At 73.4% G+C, this 24,148-nt stretch carries 21 protein-coding genes and 1 pseudogene; 13 read left to right on the plus strand and 9 right to left on the minus strand.

Annotation, left to right across the window (positions count from 1 at the left end; genetic code table 11):
* The first annotated feature begins 63 nt into the window (after positions 1-63).
* Positions 64-570 (plus strand): helix-turn-helix domain-containing protein, encoded by a 507-nt coding sequence (locus ACFYMO_RS26290; protein WP_366772533.1) that lies wholly within the window; start codon positions 64-66, stop codon positions 568-570.
* Positions 571-676: 106 nt separating this feature from the next.
* Here ACFYMO_RS26290 and ACFYMO_RS26295 read toward each other — a convergent pair whose 3' ends face one another.
* Positions 677-1,021, minus strand: coding sequence for a hypothetical protein (locus ACFYMO_RS26295; protein ID WP_019356506.1), 345 nt, complete (start codon positions 1,019-1,021; stop codon positions 677-679).
* A gap of 519 nt (positions 1,022-1,540) precedes the next feature.
* On the opposite strand from ACFYMO_RS26295, the gene ACFYMO_RS26300 reads away from it, so the two are divergent.
* The 3 genes from ACFYMO_RS26300 to ACFYMO_RS26310 all read left to right on the plus strand — a co-directional run bounded on the left by ACFYMO_RS26300 (position 1,541) and on the right by ACFYMO_RS26310 (position 4,022).
* The gene (locus ACFYMO_RS26300) at positions 1,541-2,536 is read left to right on the plus strand and encodes an Acg family FMN-binding oxidoreductase (RefSeq protein WP_366772532.1); all 996 of its coding nucleotides are present in this window, start codon (positions 1,541-1,543) and stop codon (positions 2,534-2,536) included.
* Between the two features lie 20 nt (positions 2,537-2,556).
* Positions 2,557-3,246 carry a CBS domain-containing protein gene (locus ACFYMO_RS26305; RefSeq protein ID WP_366772531.1) on the plus strand — a complete coding sequence of 230 codons (690 nt, stop codon included), beginning with the start codon at positions 2,557-2,559 and terminating at the stop codon, positions 3,244-3,246.
* Between the two features lie 62 nt (positions 3,247-3,308).
* Entirely contained in the window at positions 3,309-4,022 is a 714-nt protein-coding gene (locus tag ACFYMO_RS26310) for a CBS domain-containing protein (RefSeq protein ID WP_388549419.1), read from the plus strand.
* Between the two features lie 108 nt (positions 4,023-4,130).
* Here the strand turns inward: ACFYMO_RS26310 and ACFYMO_RS26315 are convergent, their stop codons facing one another.
* From ACFYMO_RS26315 to ACFYMO_RS26325, 3 genes are all read right to left on the minus strand, one after another.
* Positions 4,131-4,958 carry an FAD:protein FMN transferase gene (locus tag ACFYMO_RS26315; RefSeq protein WP_366772528.1) on the minus strand — a complete coding sequence of 276 codons (828 nt, stop codon included), beginning with the start codon at positions 4,956-4,958 and terminating at the stop codon, positions 4,131-4,133.
* Entirely contained in the window at positions 4,951-5,361 is a 411-nt protein-coding gene (locus ACFYMO_RS26320) for an FMN-binding protein (RefSeq protein WP_366772527.1), read from the minus strand. The genes ACFYMO_RS26315 and ACFYMO_RS26320 overlap by 8 nt, the downstream gene beginning before the upstream one ends.
* Positions 5,362-5,436: 75 nt before the next feature.
* A complete protein-coding gene (locus ACFYMO_RS26325) occupies positions 5,437-6,807 on the minus strand; it encodes a ferredoxin reductase family protein (RefSeq protein WP_366772526.1) in 1,371 nt (456 codons plus the stop codon).
* Positions 6,808-6,985: 178 nt separating this feature from the next.
* On the opposite strand from ACFYMO_RS26325, the gene ACFYMO_RS26330 reads away from it, so the two are divergent.
* The 3 genes from ACFYMO_RS26330 (at position 6,986) to ACFYMO_RS26340 (ending at position 10,342) form a co-directional block, all read left to right on the plus strand.
* Positions 6,986-7,729: a response regulator transcription factor gene (locus ACFYMO_RS26330; RefSeq protein WP_366772525.1), complete on the plus strand. Its 744-nt coding sequence runs from the start codon at positions 6,986-6,988 to the stop codon at positions 7,727-7,729.
* A gap of 1 nt (position 7,730) precedes the next feature.
* Entirely contained in the window at positions 7,731-9,194 is a 1,464-nt protein-coding gene (locus tag ACFYMO_RS26335) for a sensor histidine kinase (protein WP_388549424.1), read from the plus strand.
* 215 nt (positions 9,195-9,409) lie between these two features.
* Positions 9,410-10,342: a universal stress protein gene (locus ACFYMO_RS26340; RefSeq protein ID WP_388549427.1), complete on the plus strand. Its 933-nt coding sequence runs from the start codon at positions 9,410-9,412 to the stop codon at positions 10,340-10,342.
* A 74-nt stretch (positions 10,343-10,416) separates the two neighbouring features.
* Here the strand turns inward: ACFYMO_RS26340 and ACFYMO_RS26345 are convergent, their stop codons facing one another.
* On the minus strand, positions 10,417-11,304 hold the full coding sequence (locus tag ACFYMO_RS26345) for a universal stress protein (RefSeq protein ID WP_366772522.1): 888 nt from the start codon (positions 11,302-11,304) through the stop codon (positions 10,417-10,419).
* A gap of 515 nt (positions 11,305-11,819) precedes the next feature.
* On the opposite strand from ACFYMO_RS26345, the gene ACFYMO_RS26350 reads away from it, so the two are divergent.
* The 5 genes and pseudogenes from ACFYMO_RS26350 to ACFYMO_RS26370 all read left to right on the plus strand — a co-directional run bounded on the left by ACFYMO_RS26350 (position 11,820) and on the right by ACFYMO_RS26370 (position 18,650).
* The gene (locus ACFYMO_RS26350; protein WP_388549430.1) at positions 11,820-14,285 is read left to right on the plus strand and encodes a phosphoketolase; all 2,466 of its coding nucleotides are present in this window, start codon (positions 11,820-11,822) and stop codon (positions 14,283-14,285) included.
* Positions 14,282-15,130: a universal stress protein gene (locus ACFYMO_RS26355; protein WP_366772521.1), complete on the plus strand. Its 849-nt coding sequence runs from the start codon at positions 14,282-14,284 to the stop codon at positions 15,128-15,130. Before ACFYMO_RS26350 ends, ACFYMO_RS26355 begins: the two co-directional genes overlap by 4 nt.
* A gap of 183 nt (positions 15,131-15,313) precedes the next feature.
* Positions 15,314-17,749, plus strand: a complete 2,436-nt coding sequence (locus tag ACFYMO_RS26360; RefSeq protein ID WP_388549434.1) for a glycoside hydrolase family 65 protein — start codon at positions 15,314-15,316, stop codon at positions 17,747-17,749.
* Positions 17,750-18,033: 284 nt separating this feature from the next.
* Positions 18,034-18,147, plus strand: a pseudogene (locus ACFYMO_RS26365) (helix-turn-helix domain-containing protein); the annotation flags it as partial.
* A 155-nt stretch (positions 18,148-18,302) separates the two neighbouring features.
* Positions 18,303-18,650, plus strand: coding sequence for a hypothetical protein (locus ACFYMO_RS26370; RefSeq protein WP_388549623.1), 348 nt, complete (start codon positions 18,303-18,305; stop codon positions 18,648-18,650).
* An 8-nt stretch (positions 18,651-18,658) separates the two neighbouring features.
* On the opposite strand, the gene ACFYMO_RS26375 is transcribed toward ACFYMO_RS26370, so the two are convergent.
* Complete coding sequence (locus ACFYMO_RS26375; RefSeq protein WP_366772519.1) at positions 18,659-19,072, minus strand: MarR family transcriptional regulator; 414 nt, start codon at positions 19,070-19,072, stop codon at positions 18,659-18,661.
* Between the two features lie 17 nt (positions 19,073-19,089).
* On the opposite strand from ACFYMO_RS26375, the gene ACFYMO_RS26380 reads away from it, so the two are divergent.
* A complete protein-coding gene (locus tag ACFYMO_RS26380; RefSeq protein ID WP_388549437.1) occupies positions 19,090-20,094 on the plus strand; it encodes an alpha/beta hydrolase in 1,005 nt (334 codons plus the stop codon).
* A 335-nt stretch (positions 20,095-20,429) separates the two neighbouring features.
* On the opposite strand, the gene ACFYMO_RS26385 is transcribed toward ACFYMO_RS26380, so the two are convergent.
* The 3 genes from ACFYMO_RS26385 to ACFYMO_RS26395 all read right to left on the minus strand — a co-directional run bounded on the left by ACFYMO_RS26385 (position 20,430) and on the right by ACFYMO_RS26395 (position 24,085).
* Entirely contained in the window at positions 20,430-22,103 is a 1,674-nt protein-coding gene (locus ACFYMO_RS26385; RefSeq protein WP_366772517.1) for a DUF262 domain-containing protein, read from the minus strand.
* 180 nt (positions 22,104-22,283) lie between these two features.
* Positions 22,284-23,075 (minus strand): class II aldolase/adducin family protein, encoded by a 792-nt coding sequence (locus ACFYMO_RS26390; protein ID WP_388549441.1) that lies wholly within the window; start codon positions 23,073-23,075, stop codon positions 22,284-22,286.
* A complete protein-coding gene (locus tag ACFYMO_RS26395) occupies positions 23,072-24,085 on the minus strand; it encodes a C-terminal binding protein (protein WP_388549443.1) in 1,014 nt (337 codons plus the stop codon). Before ACFYMO_RS26395 ends, ACFYMO_RS26390 begins: the two co-directional genes overlap by 4 nt.
* Positions 24,086-24,148: the final 63 nt, after the last annotated feature.

Consider the following 24,148-nt stretch of genomic DNA (forward strand, 5'->3'; position numbering starts at 1 on the left):
CAATTGGATGAGGGAAGTCTATGATGCAGGAGTTGCATATCGCAATCGCTCAGGAGGTACGTGTTGCGCGAGAAGCCGCGTTCGGGGTGCGCGATCAACGCCGCACTGGAGGTCCTGGGAGACCCCTGGACGCTGATCGTGCTGCGTGACGTGATCTTCGGTGGCCGGCGGCACTTCCGGGATCTGCAACTCCGGAACGAGGAGGGGATCGCCTCCAACATCCTCGCCGGCCGGCTGCGGAAGCTCGTCGAGACGGGGCTGCTCACCCGTGACGACGCCACGCGTGGCCAGAAGGCGACCTACACCCTCACCGAAGCCGGCATCCAGACCCTCCCGGTGATGGCCGCGCTCGGGGCGTGGGGGGTACGGCACCGGCCCACCACCCCGGAGCTCGCGGTGCGCGCCCGCATTCTCGCGGAAGGTTCCCCGGAATTCGTGGAGGACCTCATGGACGAACTGCGCGAGACCCACCTCGGCATCGCCCGCAAGAACCCGAAGAGCCCCAGCGTCTCCGAACGCATGCAACAGGCCTACGAAGCCGTACGGTCGCAGGAGTCACAGGCCCCCTGACCGCCGCCCCCCTCCTCGCGGAAGCCGCTGAGATCCCGCCCCGGAAACCCGTCGATCGCGGCGCACTCGGTGCCTCGAGGGCCAAGGGCGGGGGCGCGGCAGGGAGTCAGTCCGCCTGCGCGGCGCCTCCGTCCGGTCGTGGTGGGCGTCGCTCGATGCGGAGGAGGAAACTGACGACCCCGCAACCGAGTCCTGCGGCCAGGAGGAGACCGGCGTACCCGATCTGGCGTATGTGGCGGGTGTTGCACTCCACGGTGTGCAGGCGAGGGTCTTCCGGAGCGATGGTCGGCCCGCAGGAGGGGCTGTGTGCCCCTGCTCCCTCTTCCTTGAGCGGAACGCACAGCATCATCGTCACGGTCACCACCGCGGCGAGGGCCAGCCCGGCCAGGAACCGGGACCACAGCCTGACCTCGTCCATCGCCTCCTCGAAGGTCTCGGTCTCCCCGCTCATCGCCCAGCGCCCCCGCTTCTCGGTCGTTTTCGCCCGGGCGCAGACTACGCCAGGGCGTTCGACGCCCGGCGCAGCTGCCTCGGTTCACCGGTCGGTCTGCTCGCCTTGGCGGTCCGAGCCCGGGCCGAGAGCGTCAGCCGGTCCGCCGAGCCCCACGCGGTCCCGGCGGCTGTCCGGTGCGTCGCCGGTTCCGCAGCCCGCGGCCGGCAGGCATACGGCGGTCACGGCGAGCGAAGCACCTGCGCGGTGCGTGGAGACGGGCACGGACTCCTGTCAGGTGGACGGGAGCGGGCCCGATGTTGCGGGCCGCGGACGGCAGCCGGCGCCTGCGGCCCCGCAGATCTCTCGAACCGACTCACCACTGTAGACACCTGATGCACTCTGCGTAGGCAGGTTCGCGCCGAGAGGGGGTGACGGGGACGGTCCGCAACGCTGTGATGAGAAGCCGCAGGAGCGCGGCGGGTGACCGCTGGCCCTGCGGCGCCATCGGGTTCACGCTGGAGATGAAGGGAGGCTGTCATGCCGGCAACTCCGCAACTCGACGACGAGCTCGTCAGGGAACTGATCGGCGACGCGGTCGCCGCTCCCTCCATGCACAACGCTCAGCCGTGGCGCTTCGTCTACCACCGCACGGCGCACGTGGTCGACCTCTACGCGGACAGGCTGCGCGCCATGCCGACGGCGGATCCGGAGGGCCGGGCACTGCACATCGGATGCGGTGCGGCACTGCTCAATCTCCGGGTGTCGGCATGGCACGCGGGTCTGCGGCCGGTGGCGACCGTGCACAGCGCGGCCGACACCGCCGAGCCGCTGGCCACGGTGCGCCTGGAACGTGCCGCCCCGCACGAGATCGACTACGACCTGGCCGGGCTCCACGGGGCCGTCTCCGCGCGGCACACCAGCCGCTACCCCTATGCCGAGACACCTCTCCCGGGCCCGCTGCGGCAGCGCCTGGCCGACCAGGCGCGGAGCGAGGGCGCGATGCTCAGCTTCCCCTCCGGCTGGCATCTGGAACTGGTACTCGACGTGATCGAGGACGCCGAGTCGGAGTCAGGCTTCACCGGTGATCCCGACGAGCAGAAATGGGTGCGCACCGGGGCCGACGCCTCGGACACCACGCGGGACGGGATCCCCGAGTACAGCCTCGGCGCGCGCAGGCGGGAGGGCAGGGCGCCGGTCCGGGACTTCGCCCGCGGCCATGCCGAGACCGACCGCGGGGCGGCGGCCTTCGAGCGGATGCCGCAGCTGGCGGTCGTCTCCACCCGCGAGGACAGGCCGCTGGACTGGGTGGCCGCCGGGCAGGCCATGGAGCGCGTGCTGCTGCTCGCCACCCGGGAAGGCGTGGCCAGCTCGTTCGCCACCCAGGCCCTGGAGCGGCAGGAACTGCGCTGGCTGCTGCGGGATCCCGTGGCGGGTGCGGGTCCGGTCCAGATGATCATGCGGCTGGGGTACGGGCCGATGGGGGCGCACACTCCCCGGCGTTCGGTCCAGGACGTCCTGGACACAGCTCCCTGAGGGATCCGAGGGAGGCAGCCATGAGCACCACGAGGGCCCCGGCCGACCGGGCTGCGCGTACCGGGAACGCCGCGCAGCCGTCCTCTCCGCGCACCGTCGGTGACGTGATGACGCACACTGTCGTCGCCGTGGGAAGCGCCGCGGGCTTCAAGCAGATCGTCAGGACGCTGCGCGAGTGGCGGGTCGGTGCCGTGCCCGTACTCGAAGGCGACGGCCGGGTGATCGGTGTGGTCTCCGAGGGTGATCTGCTTCCCGCGCCCGACGACGCGGGAGGTGTCCGCCGGGCTCCGGGAGCGGACGCCGCGGCGCACGGCGGGCCCGGCCGACAGCGCGGCTCGGCGGCGGATCTGATGACGAGCCCCGCGGTGACGGTGCGGAGCAGCACCCGGGTGAGCGAGGCCGCCCGCACCATGGCGGCCAGGAAGCTGAAGAGCCTCCCGGTGATCGACGGGGACGGCAGGCTGATCGGCATCGTGAGCCGCGCCGATGTCCTCAGCGTCTACCTGCGGTCCGACGAGGAGATCGCGCGGGCGGTGCGTGAGGAGATCCTCGCGCCGCTCTCCGGCGCCGTCGGCGAGCTGCGGGCCGAGGTGCACGACGGTGTCGTCACCCTGTCGGGCCGGGCGTCGGATCCCGAACTGGTTCCGCTGGTGGTCCGCACGGTGCTGGCCCTCGAAGGGGTCGTGGACGTGCGTGCCGGCGGCGTCTGAGTCGCGGCCGGGCACCGGTGCCCTCGTGCCGGACCGCGGAGAGAGGCAAGGAGGCCGGGCTGATGAGGCACAGGGCAGTACGCGATCTGATGAGCCGCCCCGCGGTATGCGTCCACCCCGGTACCGGGCTGAAGGAGACCGCCCGGCTCATGGCCGGGCACGGCATCAGCGCGGTACCCGTCGTCGACGAGGACGAGAAGCCGGTCGGGATGGTGTCGGAGGGCGATCTGGTCCGGGCCCAGGCCGAACTCCCGGAACCGGCCGAGCTGCTTCCCGCCGGGCACGCGCGGGCCGGCCGGCGGCGGACCGGAACGAGCGGAAGGCCGGGAGGGACGGGAGGTGGGGCGGCGGGCGCGAGCGGGGAGCGGCCCGGCACCGCGGGGGCCCTGATGTCGAGCCCCGTCGTTCCCGGCAGACCGGAATGGTCGCTGGTGGAGGCCGCCCGGACCATGCGCAGCAACGGGGTGAAGCGGCTGCCCATCGTCGGGGAGACCGGCAGAGTGCTCGGGGTCATCAGCCGCGCCGATCTGATGACGGTCTTCCTGCGCAGGGACGACGCCATCGCGGACGAGATCACCGACGACGTGCTGCGCGGGGCCCTCGGGCTCTCGGCCACCCAGATCTCGGTCACCGTGTCGGAGGGCGTCGTACGGGTGCGGGGGCGGATCGGCGCACACGACTCGCCGGAACTCCTCGAGCGGCTGTGCCGGGCCGTCGACGGGGTGGTCGACGTACAGCTCGACCTCAGCGGGCCGGGGCAGGCATCGGCCGCCTGAACTGACCGATCGAGCTGCCCGGCGCGACCGGGTGACCGGGCTGCCGCGGCGGCGTGCCTGCCCGGCGTGGCCGGTGACCGGCCCACGGCCCCGACCTCCCCGGGAAGCTCACTGGTACGCCGCTCCGCGGGGGAAGTCCGGCCCGGCTCGGACGGTTCCGTCGTCGGCGACGGTGAGCAGGGCGTAGCCGGGGTGCGCGCGGATCCACGTGTGGGCCGCCGCCGGGCCGAGGACCACCGACGCTGTCGCGAACACGTCCGCCCACACCGCGTCGGGTCCGGTCACGGTGGCGGACAGCAGCCCGGTGGCGGGCTCTCCCGTGCGCGGGTCGGTGATGTGCCGGCCGCGCTCGCCGGGGCCGGACGTGGCGACCGCGCAGTCGGCGCCCTCGACGACCGCCAGCAGCCGGTCCGGGCGGCGCGGGTCGACGATCCCGGTGCGCCGGACCGCACCGGGACCGGCCGCGGGCCCCAGGCGCACGTCACCGCCGCCGTTCACGCAGGAGCAGGGCGCTCCGGCGCGGCGCAGTGTCCGGTAGGCCTCCTCGACGGCCCAGCCCTTCACCACGCCGCAGGGGTCGAGGCGGCCGGTGGCCCAGGCGTCGAAGGCGCCGCGGGTGGCGCTGTGGGCGCGGTCCGCGAGTTCCAGCATCCGTACGACCTCGCGCGGCGCCCGGGCGCGGCCGAGTTCGCCCCGGTTCATCCTGCTCACGACGCTGTCCGCGCGGAAGGGCGAGTAGAGCCTGTCGATGTGGTGCAGCAGCGCCACCGCCCGGTCGAGGGCGCGGCGGACGCGGGGCTCGGGCGGATGGTCGAGCACGAAGGAGAACACGGTGCCCATGACCGGCTCGCTGTGCCGGAACGGGGCGACGGGAGCGGCGGGGGCGGCGGAGGCCACCGGCGCGGCGGAAGCGGCCGACACCGCGGGGTCAGCCATGGGAGCGGTCCAGCGCGCTCTGCAGGGAGCTGATGTATCCGTCGCTGGTGTAGGTCGCGCCGGACACCGCGTCGATCCGGGCGCTCTGGGCGGCGAGCGCCTCGCGGGTGAGCTGCGGGACCGCCGAAGCGGCGATCTCCCGGTCGCGGGCGTTGCCGTCGGGCAGCCGTACGGCCTCGACCCGGGTGAGATGGCCCTTGGTGAGCGTGATCCGCAGCTGCACGGGCCCGTACTCGGTCGGGACGACGTCCCCGGTGAAGACGCCGGTGCGGCCGGCGGCCGGCGCGGTGCCGCCGCCCGCGGCCCGGGTGCCGGGACCGTCCGGCGGCCGGTGCGGCTTGGCGGCCAGGACGGTGACGAGGGCGACGAGGGTGACGGCGGAGGTGATGACGACGCGTCGCACGGTTCTCCCCTTTGCGGAGTGCAGGCGCTGCCTGTGGAGCGAAGGCCCGGCGGCACGCGGAGCGAAGGCTCCGCGTCACAGGGCGAAGGCTTCTTGATGGATGCGGCGGGAGGGGACCCCGGCGGCCACGAGAGCGGACCGGGCGGCCTCGGCCATCCCGGGCGGCCCGCAGACGAAGCAGTCCCGCTCGGCGACGTCCGGCACCAGTGCGCGCAGCGCGCCCGGTTCCATGGGCAGCCGCAGGCCGGACGGTTCACTGACCGAGTAGTGCACCCGGGCTCCGCGCGCCGCGGCGATGGCGTCCAGCTCCTCGCGCAGCACCAGGTCGTTCGGGGTGCGGGCGCGGAAGAGCAGCACGGGATCGCCGGGCAGTGTCTCGAACAGGGCACGCAGCGGGGCGATTCCGACCCCGCCCGCCAGCAGCAGGCTCTTCGAGGAGCGGGCGCGCGCCGCGGTCATCGCCCCGTAGGGGCCCTCGGCCCACACCCGGGTACCGGGCCGCAGCCGGGCGAGGGCGGCGCTGTGCCCGCCCGCCGCCTTGACCGTGATCCGCATCCCGTGCGGTCCGACGGGGGCGGACAGCGAGTAGGGGGTCGCGGTCCACCACAGGCGCCGGTCGAGGAACCGCCAGCGGAAGAACTGGCCCTCCCGTGCCGCCATCTCGCCCAGCCGGCGTCCCGTGAGCCGGACCGAGACGACGCCGGGGCCCTCGGGGCGCACCTCGGCGACCCGGAGCCGGTGCCGCAGGCCGAACCGCAGGGGTGCCAGCAGCCGGAAGACCACCAGCAGCCCCGCGGCCGTCGCGTAGAGCGCGTACCAGGCGGCCCGCGCGGCCGGGTCGCCGGTGAACTCGGCGCCGTTGCTCAGCTGGTGGCCGAACGCGAGGAAGATCGCCGCGTAGGTCAGCAGGTGCAGGAAGTACCACGTCTCGTAGCTGAGCCTGCGCCGGGCCGCTCGGGCGGAGAGGACGGCGGTGGCCAGGAACAGCGCGCAGGCGACGGTGGCCTTGAGCATGTCCGGGTAGTCCAGGACCAGCCGGGCGGTCTGCCGCAATGGCCCGGTTCCCCCGGTGAGTGCGTACCCCTCGGTGATCAGCACGGCGTGCGCCAGGATCAGGGAGATCGTGTAGCGGCCGGCGGCGGCGTGCCACCGGGCGAGCCGGTCGGTGCCCAGGGTGCGGTCGAGCACGGGTATCCGCGCCATCAGGACGACCAGGACCGCGCACAGGTATCCGGCCAGCAGCCCGGTCAGCCGCCCGGCGCCGGTCAGCCAGCCCGCGGCGCCGACCACCGACCCGGTGTCGGCCCACCACAGGGCCACCACACCGGCGGCGCCCAGCCAGCCCGCGGCGTACACGAGGAGTGCGGCCGAGGTGTCGCGGCCGGGCAGGGGCAGCCCGGCCCGGCCGCGGCGCGGCGGGGTGGAACGTGCGGCGTGGGCTGCCATACGGGGGCCTCCTTGCGGCCGGGACGGCGCACCGGGCACGGTGCCCGGCGGCGACGCCCACGGTGCCCCCGCTTCTTCAGAGAAGCCTCTGAAGAAGCGTCCCGCTGTGCGGCTCAGAGGGAATTCATAGGCGAGGCGGCCCCGCACGGGCGGGAGGATCGGCGATCCTGGAGGCACCATGGAAGACTCCGCCTGCACCCCGACCGGACCGCTGCGGCCGGACGGCAGCCCGGCCCGCGTCCTCGTCGTGGACGACGAGGAGGACCTGACGGAGGTCCTGGCCGTCGCTCTGCGCGAGGAGGGCTGGCGGGTGCGGACGGCCCGGACCGGGGCCGCCGCCCTCAGCCGCGCGGCCGAGTTCGAGCCCGACGCCGTCGTACTGGACTGGATGCTGCCCGACCAGGACGGGCTGGCCGTGCTGCGCACCCTGCGGGCCGCCCGTCCGGAGGTGTGCGTGCTGTTCCTCACGGCGCGGGACGCCGTCGAGGACCGGGTGACGGGCATCACGGCGGGCGGGGACGACTACGTCACCAAGCCGTTCAGCCTGGAGGAGGTGCTGGCGCGGCTGCGGGGGCTGCTGCGCAGGGCCGGACCGGCAGCCGCCGCGGACCCGACGGGCCCCCGGCTGATCGTGGCCGACCTGGTGCTGGACGAGGAGGCGCGCGAGGTGACGCGCGGCGGCGCTCCGGTCGATCTGTCCCGGACCGAGTTCGAGCTGCTGCGCTATCTGATGAGCAATCCCCGCCGGGTGCTGTCGAAGGCACAGATCCTCGACCACGTCTGGTCCTACGACTTCGGCGGGCGCTCCCATGTGGTGGAGCTGTACATCAGCTATCTGCGCAAGAAGATCGACGCGGGCCGGCCGCCGCTGATCCGTACGGTGCGCGGCGTCGGCTACGTGCTGCGGCCCGAGGCGAACTGAGGTGCGCCGGCTCCCCGCGCCCCGCTCGCTGCGCGGCCGCCTCATCCTCGGCCTGGTGGTCCTGCTGGCGGTCGTCTGCACCTCCGTGGGGGCCGCCACCGTGCTGGCGCTGCGGGGGTTCCTCACGGACCGCCTGGACGAGCAGCTCACCGCCGGGCGCGGCCGGTTCGCCGCCAGCCTGGAGCACGAGCACGCACCCGACGCCGACAACGACGGGGACGGGGACACCCGGGGGCAGGCGGAGGACACGCTGGGGGCGCGGATCGTCGGCGGCCGGGTCGTCGGGGCCGCCGTGGTCAAGGACACCGACGACGACCGCCTCGAGTTGACCCCCGCGGACCGGCGCGCCCTCGTCGCCGTGCCGCGGGACGGCCGGGGGCACACCGTCTCGTTGACCGGGGTCGGTGACTACCGGGTGGCGGCCTGGTCCGGGGACGAGCACGACACCCTGCTGACGGGGCTGCCCCTGCATCCGGTCGAGGAGACCCTGCACCGTCTGGAAGCCGTGGAGGCGGGGGTGTTCGGGCTCGCTCTGGCGGCCACCGGGACCGTGGGCGCGCTCTGGGTGCGCAGGTCCCTGCTGCCGCTGGAGCGGGTGGCGGACACGGCGGACCGGGTCGCCGAACTGCCGCTGGCCTCGGGGCAGGTGGACATGCCGCCGCCGGTTCCCCGGGCGGATCCGGCGACGGAGGTCGGACGGGTGGCGACGGCGATCAACCGGATGCTCGGGCACGTGGGGGACGCGCTGGACCGGCGGCACGCCGTCGAGGAGCGGCTGCGGACCTTCGCCGCCGACGCGGGCCACGAGCTGCGGACCCCGGTGGCGAATGTGCGGGCGCGTGCCGAGCTGGCGCTGCGGCACCCCGGTCCGCTGCCCGGCGACGTCCGCCGTTCGCTGGAGCGGGTGGCTGCCGAGTCCCGCCGGATGAGCGTCCTGGTGGACGAACTGCTGTTGCTGGCGCGGCTGGACGCGGGACGCTCGCTGGAGCGGGAGCCGGTCGACCTGACGCGGCTGCTGCTGGACGCGGCGGAGGACTGCCGGACGCTGTATCCGGAACACCGTTGGACCCTCGACCTGCCCGCGGCACCGGTCGTCGTCGTCGGTGACGGATTCCGCCTGCAGCAGGTGGTGAGCAATCTGCTCGCCAACGCCGGCCGGCACACTCCGCCCGGTACCCGGGTGGAGGCGGTCCTCGGCCGCGCGGCGCGGGAGGCCGTGCTGACCGTCACCGACGACGGACCGGGGATCCCGCGGGAACTCCTCGGCCAGGTCTTCCACCGGTTCACCCGGGGCGAGGCGGGACGCTCGCGGGAGCAGGGGTCCACGGGCCTGGGGCTCGCCATCGTCGACGCCGTCGTCTCCGCGCACGGCGGAACCGCCGACGTCGAGAGCCGCCCGGGACGCACCCGCTTCCGCATCACGCTGCCCACGGAGTCCCCGGGGCGGCCGGCCGCGGACGACTGACCGCCGGACACGGAGCCCGCCGGCCGGGACCGCCCGGCCCCGGTCGCACCGGGCCGTCCCGGTACCGGGCACCGGCGCTGCGCCAGGTACGGCGGCCGGTACGGCGTTCCCGCGGAGCGGCACCGGTGGACAGCACCCGGACCGGGCGCGACGCTGACGGTATGCCCGATGCCCGGCATGGCGGGCATACCGGTCTTGGTGAAAGAGGGTGCGAGATGGGCCCGAGCTTCACGGTAGGCCTCGACGGCTCGCCCGAGAGCACGGCGGCTGCACGGTGGGCAGCCGGTACCGCGCAGCGCTGGGAGTCGGCCCTGCGCCTGGTGGCGGTCCGGACGGGTCCGGCGGGTGCCGCTCCGGGGCGGGAGCCGGAGGCGCGAGCGGAGGCGGCACCGGAGCCGGGCGGGCAGGCGGAGGCGTCCGACGTGCTGCCGACCGTCGCGGCCCAGCTGCGCGCCGAGCATCCCGCCGTGCCGATCAGCACCTCGGCGCTGGAGGGGGCCGCCGCGGGGGTCCTGACGCAGCTGTCGGGCGAGGCCGAGCTGCTGGTCCTCGGCTCGCGCGGGCTGGGTGCCGTGCACGGCTTCCTGGTCGGCTCGGTCGCCCTCCCCGTGGTCGCCCACACCCGGTGCCCCCTCGTCCTCGTCCGGGACTCCTCCCGTACGGACGAGCGCGCCGCACGGGGGACGGCCGAGCCCGCGGAGCGGGTCTCCGCGCACCCGGCACCCGGCGTGGTCGTGGGCTTCGACGTGCGGGAACCGGCCGCGGAGCCGCTGGAGTTCGCCTTCGCGGCCGCCCGGAGGTGGGGCGCACCGCTGACGGTCCTGCACGGGTGGGAGCCGCCGCCGGTCTACGGGGCGCGACCGCTGCCGCTGGCCGCGACGGCGCTGGAGGACGTGCTGGGCGAACGCGCGACGCTGCTGAAGCAGGCGGTGGAGCCGTGGGCCGAGCGCTACCCCGAGGTGGCGGTGGACGCGCGCGCCGTCCTGGAGCAGCCGGCAGTGCTGCTGACGCGGGCCGCCGCCGAGGCCCGGCTGCTGGTGGTGGGGCGGCGCACCCGCGCCGCCCGGCTGGGTACGCACATCGGCCCCGTGACACACGGGGTCATGCACCACGCGTCCGCACCGGTGGCCGTGGTACCGCATCCCTGAGACCGCTGTCCTCGACGTCCGCGGGCGCCCCGCCGGAGGCGGCGCGGGAGGGGGAGCCATGCGGTGCCCGCGTCTCAGGGCTCCCGGTCCGTGCCGGGGACCACGGCGACCGGGCAGGGTGCGTGCTGCAGCATCGCGCTGCTGACCGATCCCAGCAGCAGCCCGGGGAAGCCGCCTCTCCCCCGCGAGCCCACGACCAGGAGTCCCGCACCGGCGGCCGCGTCGAGCAGGGTCTGCCGGATGCGCCCGTTCACGCTCCGCCGCTCGACGGGCACCTCCGGACAGCGGTCGGCCCAGCCGGCCACCGCCTCGGCGAGCAGGCGCTCCTCCCCGCCCCGCAGCTCCTCCACGACCTCCTCGATGGATCTGGTGGGGTCGGTGTGCGGGAGCGTGGGCACGCTCCACTCCGTCCACGCGTGCAGCGCGAGCAGGTCCGTCTCGTGCACGGCCGCCTCCTGGAAGGCGAAGGCGGTCGCCGCTTCGGCGGCGGGCGAGCCGTCCACGCCGAGCACCACCGGGCCGGCCGGCGGCCGCGCGGAGCGGGCCACCAGTACCGGGGTTGGGGCGACGGCGGTCAGGTGGCGGGTGACCGAGCCGAGCAGTCCGCCCGCGACCCGGCCGTGTCCGCGGCTGCCGACCACCGTCAAGAACGCCTCCGCCGCGAGTGCCGCCAGCTGGGAGCGGGCGTCGTCCGTCGAGAGCGCGGTCTCGATCGCGAGGCCCGGTGCGAGGTCCGCGGCCCGGGTACGTGCTTCGCGCAGGATGCTCTCACCGCGCTCGCGCAGTGCGTGCGCACCGGTCTCGTGGCGCACCGCGGCCAGGCTCGGTGGCGGTGTCCGGTCCACGGCGTGGGCGATCACCAGCCGCCTGCCGTGTGCCGCGGCCTCCCCGGCGGCCAGCGCCAGCGCCGCTCCGGCCGGCTCGGAACCGTCCGTGCCGACGACAACCGGAGCGGCGTTCACCGCGGCGCTCCGCGGCGTGCGTACGGGGTGCGACTGGTCATGCTGGCTCCCTGCTGTCGTGGCGCCGGGCTCACCGGCCGGGACGCCCGGCGCGCGGCGCGGAGAGCGGGCTCCCTTGCCGGGTCCCCCCGGCGGAGGGCCGGGTCCCGGTCGCCGGGCCGTGCCCCGGCTGTACGGCCGAGCCCCGGAGCACCCGGGTCCTGCCGGAGAGGACCCCGGGGGCCCGGCCCGGACACCCGGCTCCTGCACGGAACGCTCCCGTCCCGGGCGGCCGGCGGCAACCGGACCGGTGCCCCACCGCCCGGCGCTCACCCGTACGGGTTAACGCCAGGTTGTTCGTCAGCACGAGGATCCTGCGGTTCGCGCCTGCCGGAGGCCGGCTCGCCGCGTCCTACCGTGCCTTCCCGCGTGCCGTCTCCGCGGGACGGGGCGACGATGGCGGGGCGGAGGGGAATCGCAGGAACCGCCACCCGCGCGCTTCACGGCGCCGGCCGTTCGTCGTCACGGAGGTCTCCGTGCCCGCAGAGTCCGCAGCCGGCCAGGCAGGCCCGACCACCGCACCCGCGCCCGGCGCCGCCGAGCTGGACGCGCTGGAGGCACACTGGCGCGCCGCCTGCTATCTGTCCGCCGGACAGCTCTACCTGCGGGCGAATCCGCTGCTGCGCACGCCGCTCGAACCGGCGCACATCAAGCCCCGACTGCTCGGGCACTGGGGGACGTGCCCCGGCCTCAACCTGGTCCACACCCATCTCAACCGGATCATCAGGGCATGGCGCCGGCCGACGGTCTGCATCTGGGGGCCGGGGCACGGCGCCCCCGCGGTGCTGGCGAACTCCTGGCTGGAGGGCAGCTACAGCGAGCTCTATCCCGACGTCACCCGGGACGAGGCGGGCATGGGCCGGCTGTTCGCGCAGTTCTCCTCGCCCGGCGGCGTGCCCAGCCATGTGGCGCCACAGACACCGGGGTCCCTGCACGAAGGGGGCGAACTGGGCTACTCGCTGGCGCACGCCTACGGCGCCGCGCTGGACAATCCGGACCTGCTGGTGGCCTGCGTGATCGGGGACGGCGAGGCCGAGACCGGCCCGCTGGCGGCGTCCTGGCACGGCAACAAGTTCCTCGATCCGCTCCATGACGGCGCCGTGCTGCCGATCCTCCACCTGAACGGCTACAAGATCGCCAACCCGACGGTGTCCGCGCGGATGGACCGGGAGGAGCTGGACCAGCTGCTGCGCGGCTACGGGCACGACCCGCTGCACGTCCGCGGGACGGAACCGCGCCGCGTGCACGAGGCGATGGCCCGGGCCATGGACACCGCCATGGAGCGCATCGCCGGTATCCAGAACGCCGCGCGGGACGCCGGGCTCGGCGAGCGGCCCCGCTGGCCGGTCATCGTGCTGGAGACCCCCAAAGGCTGGACGGGGCCGGCCACCGTGGACGGCGTACCGGTGGAGGGGACCTGGCGGTCCCACCAGATCCCCCTGGCGGGGGTGCGGGAGGACCCGGCGCGGCTGCGGGAGCTCGCGGAGTGGCTGCTCTCCTACCGGCCCGAGGAGTTGTTCGACGAGCGCGGGGCTCCCCGGGACCAGGTGCTGGCCTGCGTGCCGCACGGGGAGCTGCGGCTGGGCGCCTCGCCCTACGCCAACGGCGGTCTGCACACCCGCGAGCTGCCGCTGCCACGCCTGGAGCGGTTCGCCGTCCCGGTGCCGGAGCCCGGCCGCAGCCGGCACAGTCCGACCGAGGTGCTCGCCGGACTGCTCGCCGACCTCGTGGAGGCGACCGCCGAGCGCCGCGACTTCCGGGTGGTCGGACCGGACGAGACGGCGTCCAACCGGCTCCAGGAGCTCTACCGGGCGACGGGCAAGGCCTGGCAGGAGGCGGTCCTTCCGGTCGACGAGCACCTGGACCGGCACGGGCGGGTGATGGAGGTGCTCTCCGAGCACCTGTGCCAGGGCTGGCTGGAGGGCTACGTCCTGACGGGGCGCCACGGGGTGTTCTCCTGCTACGAGGCGTTCGTGCACATCGTCGACTCCATGGCGGCGCAGCACATCAAGTGGCTGAAGACCGCCGCCGCGCTGCCCTGGCGGCGGCCCGTGCCCTCCCTCAACTACCTGCTCACGTCGCACGTGTGGCGGCAGGACCACAACGGCTTCTCGCACCAGGACCCCGGGTTCGTCGACCACATCCTCAACAAGAGCCCCGACGTGGTGCGGGTCTACCTGCCGCCGGACGCGAACACGCTGCTGTCCGTCTGCGACCACGTGCTGCGCAGCCGCGACTACGTGAACGTCGTCGTCGCCGGGAAGCACCCCTGCTTCGACTGGCTGTCCCTGGAGGAGGCCCGCGCCCACTGCGCCCGCGGCGCGGGCATCTGGAGCTGGGCCGGGTCCGGGGAGAGCGGCCGGGAGCCCGATGTGGTGCTGGCCTGCGCGGGTGACGTGCCGACCATGGAGATCCTGGCCGCCGCCGCGCTGCTGCGGGAGCAGCTGCCCGAACTCGCCGTACGGGTCGTCAACGTCGTCGACATGACCCGTCTGCTGCCCCGCGAGGAGCACCCGCACGGGATGCCCGACAACGAGTTCGACGCGCTCTTCACCCGGGACCGGCCCGTCGTCTTCGCCTACCACGGCTACCCCTGGCTGGTGCACCGGGTGGCCTACCGGCGGGCCGTCCACGACCAGCTGCATGTGCGCGGCTACAAGGAGATGGGCAGCACGACCACGCCCTTCGACATGGTCGTCCGCAACGACATGGACCGCTTCCGGCTCGTGATGGACGTCATCGACCGCGTCCCGGGGCTGGCACCGCGGGCCGCCGCGGTGCGGCAGCGGATGGCGGACGCGCGCAGCCGCCACCACGACTGGATCCGGGAGCACGGCGAGGACCTGCCGGAGATCGCCGGCTGGGAGTGGCGACCCTCGCCTCCGGGACCGTCCGGGGAGTCCGGACGGCAGCGGACCGATGCGGCGGGAGGCTTCGCATGAACGAGGTCGTGGTCGGGGTGGACGGCTCGGAGGAGAGCACGCGGGCCGCCCGGTGGGCGGGGCGCGAAGCCGGGGCGCGCGGCGCGGTGCTGCGCATCGTGGCGGCAGCCGGGCCCTGGGCGACGCCGGCGCCCGAGAGCAGCCCGGCGCCGGGTTCCTCGTGGCCGCGGGAGAACACCCGCGCGGCGGCGCAGGCGGCGCAGGACGCGGCCGGCGAGGTCGCCGTGCGGGAAGAGGTGGTCGGTGAGCGGCCGGTGAAGGCGCTGCTGACCGCCGCCCGGGAGGCGGACATGCTGGTCCTCGGCTCCCGGGCGCTGGGGCCCGTGACCGGGTTCGTCCTGGGGTCGGTCGGACTGTCGGTGGTGGCCCACGCGACGCTGCCGGTGGTGGCGGTCCGCGACGGCGGGGCCGGCGCCCCGGCCCCGGTGCTGGTCGGGGTGGATGTCACACACGACTGCGACCCGGTGCTCGGCTTCGCCTACGAGACGGCCCGGCAGCACGGTGTGGGGGTCCGGGTGCTGCACGCCTGGAGCATCCAGCACCAGTACGCCTATCCGTCGGCGCTGCCGGACCCTGCCGCCGTCGACCGGGCCGAAGCGGAGGCGGGGCGGGCGGTGGAGGAGGTGCTGGAGCCGTGGCGGCAGCGGTACCAGGACGTCGAGACGCGTGTCGTGCTGGCCCTCGGCGCCGCCGCGCCGTTCCTGCTGGACGAGAGCAGCAGCGCCGCGCTCCTGGTGACCGGACGGCGGACCAGGGGGCACCCGTTCCCCACCCGGATCGGTCCCGTCACGCACGCGGCCCTGCACCACGCGGCCTGCCCGGTGGCAGTCGTACCGCACCGCTGATCCCGGCCCGCACCCGCGCCGGCCGGCGGTGCGTGGACCGGCATGCCGGGGCCGGGCCCGGTGCGCGCCGCCGCGGGCGCCGGCGGTGGCCGCCTCCCGGCCGCTCTGTTTACCTGGAACCGGGCCGGACCGCCCGTCCGGCCCGGTGGCGGGATCCCGCGGCGCCGGACGGAGGGTGGGACCATGCCGGGGAACGAACCTCCGCACGACGAGTGGACCTGGAGCTACGAGGGGTACTCGCCGGAGCAGGAACGGCTCAGGGAGGCCCTGTGCACCCTGGGCAACGGCTACTTCGCCACCCGGGGAGCCGCACCCGAGGCCGAGGCCGACGCGCACCACTACCCGGGGACGTACGCCGCCGGCTGCTACGACCGGCTCACCTCACACGTCTCGGACCGGCAGGTCGAGAACGAGGACATGGTCAACCTGCCCAACTGGCTGCCGCTCCGCTTCCGCCCGCGCCCGGACCGGGACGGCGGGGAGCCGCCCTGGTGGGCGCCGGACCAGCCCGGGCTCCTGGAGCACCGGCAGCTCCTCGACCTGTGGGGCGGAGTCCTCTCCCGGCGGCTGCGGTACCGGGATCCGGCGTCCGGGCACCGGCTGCGGGTGGTGCAGGAGCGCATCGTCCACATGGGGGACCCGCACCGGGCGGCGCTGCGGACGACGTTCACCGCGGAGAACTGGTCCGGAGAGCTGGAGGTGGAGGCCGGTCTGGACGCGACCGTGACCAACAGCGGCGTCGAGCGGTACCAGGACCTCTCCGGTGCGCATCTGACCGCGGCGGAGGCGGGTTCCGCCGGGGAGGACACCGTCTGGGTGCACTGCCGCACCCGCACCTCCCACCACACGATCGCGGTCGCCGCTCGCCTGGAGTGCTCGGCCGCGGACGCCCGCGTCCGGGTGACCGCGCTGCAGGGCGGCCGCGCACGGCAGCGGCTCGTCCTGACCCTGCGTCCGGGCGAGAGCGTGCACGTCGACAAGACCACGGCCCTCTACCGCAGCGGGGACCGGGGGATCAGCGCTCCCCTCACCGCGGCGCTCGAATCGGTCGAACGTGCCCCCGCCTTCCCCGCACTGCTGGAGTCGCACCGGCTCGCCTGGCGGCACCTGTGGGAGCGGGCGCATCTGGAAGTGCCCGGGGAGACCGGGCGCATCCTGCGGCTGCACCACTTCCACGTGCTGCAGACCCTCTCCCCGCACACCGCAGGTCTGGATGTGGGGGTGCCCGCCCGCGGGCTGCACGGTGAGGCGTATCGCGGGCACGTCTTCTGGGACGAGCTGTTCGTGCTCCCGTACCTCAATCTGCACTTCCCCGAGGTCTCCCGCGCCCTGCTGGCCTATCGGCACCGCAGGCTGCCCGCGGCCTGCCGGAACGCCGAGGCCGCCGGGTACGCGGGGGCGATGTATCCGTGGCAGAGCGGCAGCGACGGACGCGAGGAAGCCCAGACCCTGCATCTCAACCCGGAGTCCCGGCGCTGGCTGCCGGACCACTCGCGGTTGCAGCGCCACGTGGGAGCGGCCGTCGCCTACAACGTCTGGCGCTACGCGGAGGTCACCGGCGACCTGGAGTTCCTGCACACGCAGGGCGCCGAGATCCTGCTGCCGATCGCACGCTTCTGGTCCAGCGCCGCCACGTACGAGGCGGCCGACGGGCGCTACCACATCCGGGGTGTGCTGGGGCCGGACGAATACCACGATGCCTACCCCGGCAGCGGACGGCCGGGCATCGACGACAACGCCTACACCAACGCGGCCGCCTCCTGGGTGCTCACCCGGGCGCTGGAACTCGTCCGCGGCCTCCCCCACCCGCGGCGGGACCATCTGCCGGCCGAACTGGGGCTCACCGCGGCGGAGCTGGACCGCTGGGAGGAGGTCTCGCGGCGGCTGTGCATCCCCTTCCACGGCGGGGTCATCGACCAGTTCGACGGCTACCACGCGCTGGCGGAGCTGGACTGGCAGCGCTACCGCGACCGGTACGGCGACATCCGCCGACTCGACCGCATCCTGGAGGCCGAGGGGGACTCCGTCAATCGCTACCAGGCCTCCAAGCAGGCCGACCTCCTGATGCTCGGCTACCTGTTCCCGCCGCGGGAACTGGCCGCCCTCTTCCAGCACCTGGGGTACCACGTCGACGAGGAGACCTGGGACCGCAGCGTCGACCACTACCTCTCCCGCACCAGCCACGGCTCCACCCTCAGCGGACTGGTCCACGGCTGGCTGCTGTCCAGGGAGCAGCGGCCCGATGCATGGCGCTACATGCAGGAGGCCCTGCGGGGCGACGTGTGCGACCTCCAGGGCGGCACCACTCCGGAGGGCATCCACCTCGGCGCCATGGCCGGCACCCTCGACCTGGTCCAGCGCGGCCTGACCGGGCTGGAGGCACGGGACGGCACGCTCCACCTGGCGCCCGCCGCCGTCCCCGAACTGGGCAGCTACGGCTTCACCATCCGCTTCGGCGAGCACTGGGGCGTCCGCATCCGACTGCGCAAGGACTTCCTGGAGGTGAGCCTCCCGTCGGCGGAGCGGGCGGCGCTGCGGGTCGCCCTCGGCGGGCACACCGTCCTCGTCGCCCCCGGCGAGAGCCGCACCATCAGCCTGACGGAACCTCCGCGTCCCTGACCAGGACATGACGGAGGGACACACGAAGCGCCGGAGCCGCCGCCGTGCCATCGACCGCTCCGCCTCCGGGCCACCGGAGGCGGCTCTCCGGCGCCAGCGCTCTGGCCGGGATGGTTCGCCGGGGCGGTCGTCCGGGCGGTTGGACGCACGGTGCCGTCCGCTCCGACTGCTGGGGGTGTAGTGGCTGAGCTTGTCCGTGTGCGCAGGTTGACCGACCAGAAGGGGCAGAAGCTGCAGCAGCTCGTGCGCCGGGGCAGCACCAGTTCGGGCGCTACCGGCGCGCGATGGTGCCGCTGGCTTCGGCCGGCGGGAACCGGGTGCCGGTGATCGCGAAGCTGGTGCAGGCCGATGAGGACACCGTCCGCGACGTGATCCACCGGTTCAACGAGATCGGCCCGGCCTGCTTGACCCCTCGGTGGGCGGGAGGCCGTCCCCACCTGCTCAGTTCTGACGACGAGGACTTCGTCATCCAGACGGCCACCACCGCCCGAGCAAGCTCGGCCAGCCCCTCACCCGCTGGTCCGTCCGCAAGCTCGCCGCCTACCTGCGGAGAGTGCACGGCCGTGTCATCCGGATCGGCCGCGAGGCGTCACGGTGCCTGCTCGCCCGCCGGAGCGTCACCTTCCACCGGACCAAGACCTGGAAGGAGCCGCCTGACCCCGAGCGCGACGCCAAGCTGACCGCATCGCTGCACGCCTACCTCCGCTGGCGCAACGCCAACGCCCGCCACCGCGATGTCCTGGCCGCCGAACGCAAGGAGCGCGCCCGCATCCGCAGCGGGAAAAGGGATCCGCTGGGGCAGACACCCCCTCGCCACCGCAGCCTGAACGATCCAACGAATCTACGCGGTCACAGCAGCACGGGCGAGCAGAGGCTCACCGGGCAGGCGAACCGCTCGTGACCATGGACTCATGCGGGCGAGAGCATCTCCTGAAGGATGCGCTGCAGCTCGGTGCGGTCCTGGGGGGTGACCCTCGCCAACCTGCGGTCGTACTCCGCCGCGAGGGCTGCAAGTGCACGATCCCGTGCCTCTGTGCCCTCAGCGGTCAGTACGAGCCGGTGACGCCGCAGGTCCGCTTCGTCGATCTCGCGGCGGATGAAGCCCTTGGCGACGAGGTTGCGGACGTAGACCGTCACGCTTGCCTTGGGCAGCAGCAGTGCCGTCGCGATCTCGGCCGGGTACGGCGATGCCTCCACCTCGGCCAGGACGAAGAACTCCTTCGTCTCCAACCCGAGCTCGGCCAGCTCCTCCGTGCAGGCATCCATCACGACTGCCAGCAGCCGCTGGTTCAGCGTCCACAGCTGCGCCCCATCGACCGGCATGCGGCCCCTCCCTCCATATGGTACAGTTTCGTATTAGTTTCAGATCATATAAAAACAGTCGCGTACTGGACTCCTATGGAACAACAATCTCCCGAAAGAAGCCAGGCATGATTCAGCACCTCAGGATCCCGCGCGGCCCCATCAACCTCGCCGCGGACCTCCACCTGCCCGAGAACGCCGACAGCAGCGCGCCGCTGCCCGCCGTGGTGCTCTCCACCCCGGGCAGCAGCGTGAAGGAGCAGATCGGCGCCAACTACGCCTCCCGTCTCGCCGCCCGGGGCATCGCGGCGCTCGTCCTCGACCCCGCCCATCAGGGTCAGAGCGAGGGCGAGCCCCGCGACCTCGAAGACCCCTACCGCCGAGGCGAGGACATCTCCTGCGCCATCGACGTGCTCACCACGGCCCCCGGCATCGACCCGCAGCGCATCGGCGTCCTCGGCATCTGCGCCGGCGGCGGCTACGCCGTGCACACCGCCCGCACGGACCACCGCATCAAAGCGGTCGGCACGGTCGTCCCCGTCAACATCGGCAACGCGTTCCGCAGCTTCTCCCCCGACGGTCCGGCCACAGCACTCGACGCCCTCGCGGACGCACGGACCGAAGAGGCCCGCTCCGGCGAGACGACCCGCGTGAACTGGCTGCCCGACACCCTCGAGGACGCCGCGGCAGCGGGCCTGACCGACATCGACACCACTCAGGCCGTCACCTACTACCGCACCGAGCGCGGCGGCAACGAACACTCCACGAACCGGCGCCTCCTGCGCAGCGACTCCCTCCTGCTGGGCTACGACGCCTTCCACTTGGCCGATCAGCTCATGACCCAGCCCCTCCAGGTCGTCCTCGCCGGACGCATCGGCAACACCGGCTCCTACGACATGGGCATGGAGCTGTGGAAGCTGGCCCCCGACCCGGTCGACCTCATGGTGATCGACGGCGCCGGCCACTACGAGATGTACGACGAGCCCGCATACGTCGACGCCGCCGTCGAAAGGCTGACCAACTTCTACGTCAACAACCTGTAAGGCATCCAACCCGGCGGACCTGTGCGGTCACAGCACTGGCGGGACCCGCGACCGGCACGGAACCTCCCGGTGAGCGCGCCGGTCCCGGAGCGCGGGTCGAGGCAGTCGAGGGCCGTCCCCACCCCGCGCGCAAACCGACATATCCGCCCTCACCAGGAACTCGTCCACCGCGTCCTGCCCTCCTCGATGTGCTCTCCCCGTTCGGACGCGGCTGCCGCGGCCAGAGCTGCCCGGCCGGTGCGCCCACGGAACGATGCGTGCACCGGTGCGCCGCAAGTGCACCCCGCAGAGCACTCGGGCCCAGCGGCCCCTCCCGGACTCTCCGGAGCGGGCACTCACAGGCGCCACTCCTCGAAGAGGACACCCAGCAGATTCTCCTGCCTGGCTTTGAGCAGTTCGGGAGTCCATTCGCTGTGCTGGAGCACCTGGCTGGTCAGGGCGAAGGGGACCACTCCGCCACGGCCCGTGAAATACTTGGCCTTCTTGGCAGCGAACACGTAATTCTGTGCGGCCGAGTTCTTGGCACGGTTCAGCAGCACCAGGTTGCCCAGCCGGTGCGTCCACTGATGACGTTGTTCCTCGTCGAACAGCTCGGCCCACTGCGAGTCGGGACTCGGGTTCTGCGGCAGTACGTGCTCCACCGTGATGAGCGGGTGGTCGTAGGTGACTCCCTGTCCACGAGCCAGGAGTTCGTCGAGGCGGAGAAGGACGTACTTGCGAATCTTGCCGACCAGGTAGAGCTCGCCGTCGAGCTTGGCCCGCGTTTCTGCCCGCTCCTCCTCTCGGAGTTCGAGCGCCGGCGAGTCGAGCCCATGGCCTTCGTCGAGTTGCCGAAGGAGTTCGGCATAGCGCGTCACCCGGGGGGTGGTGTAGACACGGCGGATGAACATGCTGGCCGACAGCCGCTCCAGCGCACGCATGAAGGTGTCGAGCCAGTCGGGATCGTTCTCGTGATGTCGCAGCGCCCAAAGCGCCGCAGGCCGCCAATCGTAGTTGTCGACCTGCTGCAGTTTCCTGAACCAGGCGTTGACCGCCTCCGCGCCGGAGGCGGACTCGTAGCGAGCTTCCCGTATGCGGGCGTACGCCTCGGCATAGGGGCGCACAACATCGTGCACGAAGACTTCGGCACGGTCGGGGAGGTAGCGACTGAGTACCTGTTCGGGGAACTCTTTGAGCAACTCCTGCTCCGCACGCTTCTTGGCGAAGATCATGCGCAGATGGAGGAACAGCTCGGCGAAATCATCACGCCCCAGCATCTCCTCGGCGTCCTCCCATGCGGTAGCGCAGTCCTGGGATTCCGCCGCTTCGAGAGCACCGATGATCTGCGACTTGAAGATATCGGTAGGAGACAGGTCAAGGCCCCGCGAATTCATGACGCTGAAGATCCGGTGCGCACTTTCGAGGTCGGGGGTGCTGACGACCACAAGGAATGTCCGGTCTGCGAGCATCTGAGCCAATGCCAGCCGGCGTTCCTCGGACAGCGCGGCGAGGTCGCGATGCAGGATTGCCGAGTTGCGGAGCACCGCCTTCTGCGCATCAGTCCGCAACTCGCCTTCACGGAGCGCCAACAGCGCGCCCAGCGCCCCCTTCGTCTGCACATACTTCTCGAAGAAGTCCGCGTCGCGGCTGCGCATGGTGAGTCGCGGTCTCGGGTCCAGTCCCCGGATCTTGGCGCCCGGCTCCATCACCAACCGGTCGAGGTCGGAGCAGAGTTCCGCGTCCTGGGTGAGGTCGCGCAGGACCGACAGAAGAATGGTCAGCGTCGTGAGGCGCTGCTGGCCGTCGATGACATCGGACTCGGGATTCCCGGCCTCCTTGACCAGCACGATCGAGCCGAGAAAGTACGGCTCGTGCGTGCTGCGGTCCAGTGCCTCCAGCAGATCCGTGAGGAGTTGGGCCGCCTGCTCCTGCTGCCAGGCATAGGGACGCTGGTAGTCGGGGATATGGAAGTCGTAGTCGCTGCTGAGCACCTTGTGCAGGGGCATCTCATGCGCCTCGAGTTTCTGCATGGCCCGATGATGACGGACGAAGCGGGCCGCCGGACACTCGATCAGCTCAACTGCTCCCGGCCGGACGGGTCTCCGTCCGGCAGCGGTCCGGGCGTCCCGCGGGCGCGGCACACCCGGCCCCCGGCCCGGTGTGCCGTTGGGGACCTGCGGTGCCGGGCGCGGGGTGCCGGGTCGCGGGTGTCAGTCCCGGTAGTCGGGGGCGATGCGTTCGACCAGCCGGAGCAGCGCCGACCAGGCGAGGGCGTAGCCCTGCTCGTCCTGGAGGTCGGACTCGTCGTCCTCGCCCGAGAGCTGGCGCGCGGTGCGTTCGCAGACGCCGGAGGGCGGCAGGGTGAGCCGGGCTCCGCCGGACTGGGCCGAGAGCTGGATCTCGCACGCCTTGTCCAGGTAGTACATGCGCAGGAACGCCTGGGCGGGGGTTTCGCCGACGGTGAGCAGGCCGTGGTTGCGCAGGATCATGGCCGGGTGGCCGCCGAGGTCGGCCACCAGGCGCTGCTGCTCGGTGAGGTTGAGGGCGACGCCCTCGTAGTCGTGGTAGCCGATCCGGCCGTGGAACTCCATGGAGATCTGGTTCACCGGGAGCAGGCCCTGCTCCTGGGCGGCGACCGCGCACCCGGCCCTGGTGTGGGTGTGCAGCACGCAGTGGGCGTCCGGGCGGGCGGCGTGCACGGCGCTGTGGATGACGAAACCGGCCGGGTTGACCGGGTGGGGGCTCTCCTCGACGGCGCGGCCGGACAGGTCGATCTTGACGAGGTTCGAGGCGGTGATCTCCTCGAAGAGCAGGCCGTAGGGGTTGATCAGGAAGTGCTGCTCGGGACCGGGGAGGCGAACCGATATGTGCGTGAAGATCAGGTCGGTCATCCGGAAGTGCGCCACCAGCCGGTAGACCGCGGCGAGTTCGCGGCGCAGCCGCAGCTCCTCGTCGGAGACGGTCCGGGCGGCCTGGTCGGCGCGGGTGGTCGGGGCGGTCACAGGGTGCCTCCTTCGGGGGCGGGGTCGATGACGCGGGTGACGGGGGTGGCGGGCGTGACGACGGGGGTGAGGGGCTGCCCCGTGCGGTGCCAGGCGACGACGTTCTCGGCCGGGCGCTCCACGTAGGTGCGGCACGCGGCGTCGGAGAGGAAGGCCATGTGCGGGGAGAGCAGCAGCCGGGGGTGGGTGCGCAGCGGGTCGTGCGGGGCGGGGGGTTCGGTGGGGAGGACGTCGAGGGCGGCCCCGGCGAGTCGTCCGCCGTCGAGCGCTGCCAGCAGCGCGGTGTGGTCGAGCAGGCCGCCGCGTGCGACGTTGACCAGGACGCTGCCCTCCGGCAGCCGGTCGAGCTCGGCGCCGCCGATGAGGCCGCGGGTGGCGTCGGTGAGCGGGGCGTGCAGCGACAGCACGTCGCTGGAGGCCAGCAGGGTGTCCAGGTCGGTCCGCCGGAAGGGGGCGGGCCCGCGCGCGGGGCGGTCCAGCGGATCGTGGGCGAGGACGCGGCCGAAGAGCGGCGCGGCCAGCTCGGCGAATCGGGTGGCGATGCGGCCGGCGCCCACCAGGCCGAGGGTCAGCTCGCCCGGTTGCCGGGGCAGCCGCGGCAGGTCGCCGGTCCAGCCGCCGCGCCGCACCGCCGCGTCGGCCTGCGGAAGCTCCCGGACCAGCGAAAGGGCGGCGGCGAGTGCGTGGACCGCGACCTCCCCGGTTGCCGCGCCCGGGAGGTTGCACACCCACACGCCGCGGGCGCGGGCCGCCTCGGTGTCGACCATGTCGTAGCCGGCCGAGCAGGTGGCCACGATGCGCAGCGCCGGGAGCCGGTCGAGGAGGTGGGCGTCGATGCGGGCGTATCCGACGAGCAGGGCGACCGCGTCCCCCGCCGCCCGGACGATGGCGTCCGGGGTCGGGCTGTCGGCGATCCGCACCTCGAACCCCGCCTCGGTGAGCTTCGCCACCCCGGGGGCCGGGTCCAGGTCGTCGGGATCGGTGAAGACGGCGAGCGGCGGGCCGGTCATGTCGTGCTCCTGGTCGGTGTGTCGGTCGCGTGCGGATCCCGGTCGGGAGACCGGGGTCGGTCG

This window comes from Streptomyces sp. NPDC007025 (assembly GCF_042869455.1).
GTDB lineage: Bacteria > Actinomycetota > Actinomycetes > Streptomycetales > Streptomycetaceae > Streptomyces.

Excerpts from the sequence above, each read along its gene's own strand:
- ACFYMO_RS26340 (WP_388549427.1), top strand. The coding sequence starts at position 9,410 with ATGGGCCCGAGCTTCACGGTAGGCCTCGACGGCTCGCCCGAGAGCACG.
- ACFYMO_RS26310 (WP_388549419.1), top strand. The coding sequence starts at position 3,309 with ATGAGGCACAGGGCAGTACGCGATCTGATGAGCCGCCCCGCGGTATGC.
- ACFYMO_RS26325 (WP_366772526.1), bottom strand. The coding sequence starts at position 6,807 with ATGGCAGCCCACGCCGCACGTTCCACCCCGCCGCGCCGCGGCCGGGCC.
- ACFYMO_RS26355 (WP_366772521.1), top strand. The coding sequence starts at position 14,282 with ATGAACGAGGTCGTGGTCGGGGTGGACGGCTCGGAGGAGAGCACGCGG.
- ACFYMO_RS26385 (WP_366772517.1), bottom strand. The coding sequence starts at position 22,103 with ATGCAGAAACTCGAGGCGCATGAGATGCCCCTGCACAAGGTGCTCAGC.
- ACFYMO_RS26295 (WP_019356506.1), bottom strand. The coding sequence starts at position 1,021 with ATGAGCGGGGAGACCGAGACCTTCGAGGAGGCGATGGACGAGGTCAGG.
- ACFYMO_RS26305 (WP_366772531.1), top strand. The coding sequence starts at position 2,557 with ATGAGCACCACGAGGGCCCCGGCCGACCGGGCTGCGCGTACCGGGAAC.
- ACFYMO_RS26375 (WP_366772519.1), bottom strand. The coding sequence starts at position 19,072 with ATGCCGGTCGATGGGGCGCAGCTGTGGACGCTGAACCAGCGGCTGCTG.
- ACFYMO_RS26395 (WP_388549443.1), bottom strand. The coding sequence starts at position 24,085 with ATGACCGGCCCGCCGCTCGCCGTCTTCACCGATCCCGACGACCTGGAC.
- ACFYMO_RS26360 (WP_388549434.1), top strand. The coding sequence starts at position 15,314 with ATGCCGGGGAACGAACCTCCGCACGACGAGTGGACCTGGAGCTACGAG.
- ACFYMO_RS26380 (WP_388549437.1), top strand. The coding sequence starts at position 19,090 with ATGGTACAGTTTCGTATTAGTTTCAGATCATATAAAAACAGTCGCGTA.
- ACFYMO_RS26330 (WP_366772525.1), top strand. The coding sequence starts at position 6,986 with ATGGAAGACTCCGCCTGCACCCCGACCGGACCGCTGCGGCCGGACGGC.
- ACFYMO_RS26315 (WP_366772528.1), bottom strand. The coding sequence starts at position 4,958 with ATGGCTGACCCCGCGGTGTCGGCCGCTTCCGCCGCGCCGGTGGCCTCC.
- ACFYMO_RS26300 (WP_366772532.1), top strand. The coding sequence starts at position 1,541 with ATGCCGGCAACTCCGCAACTCGACGACGAGCTCGTCAGGGAACTGATC.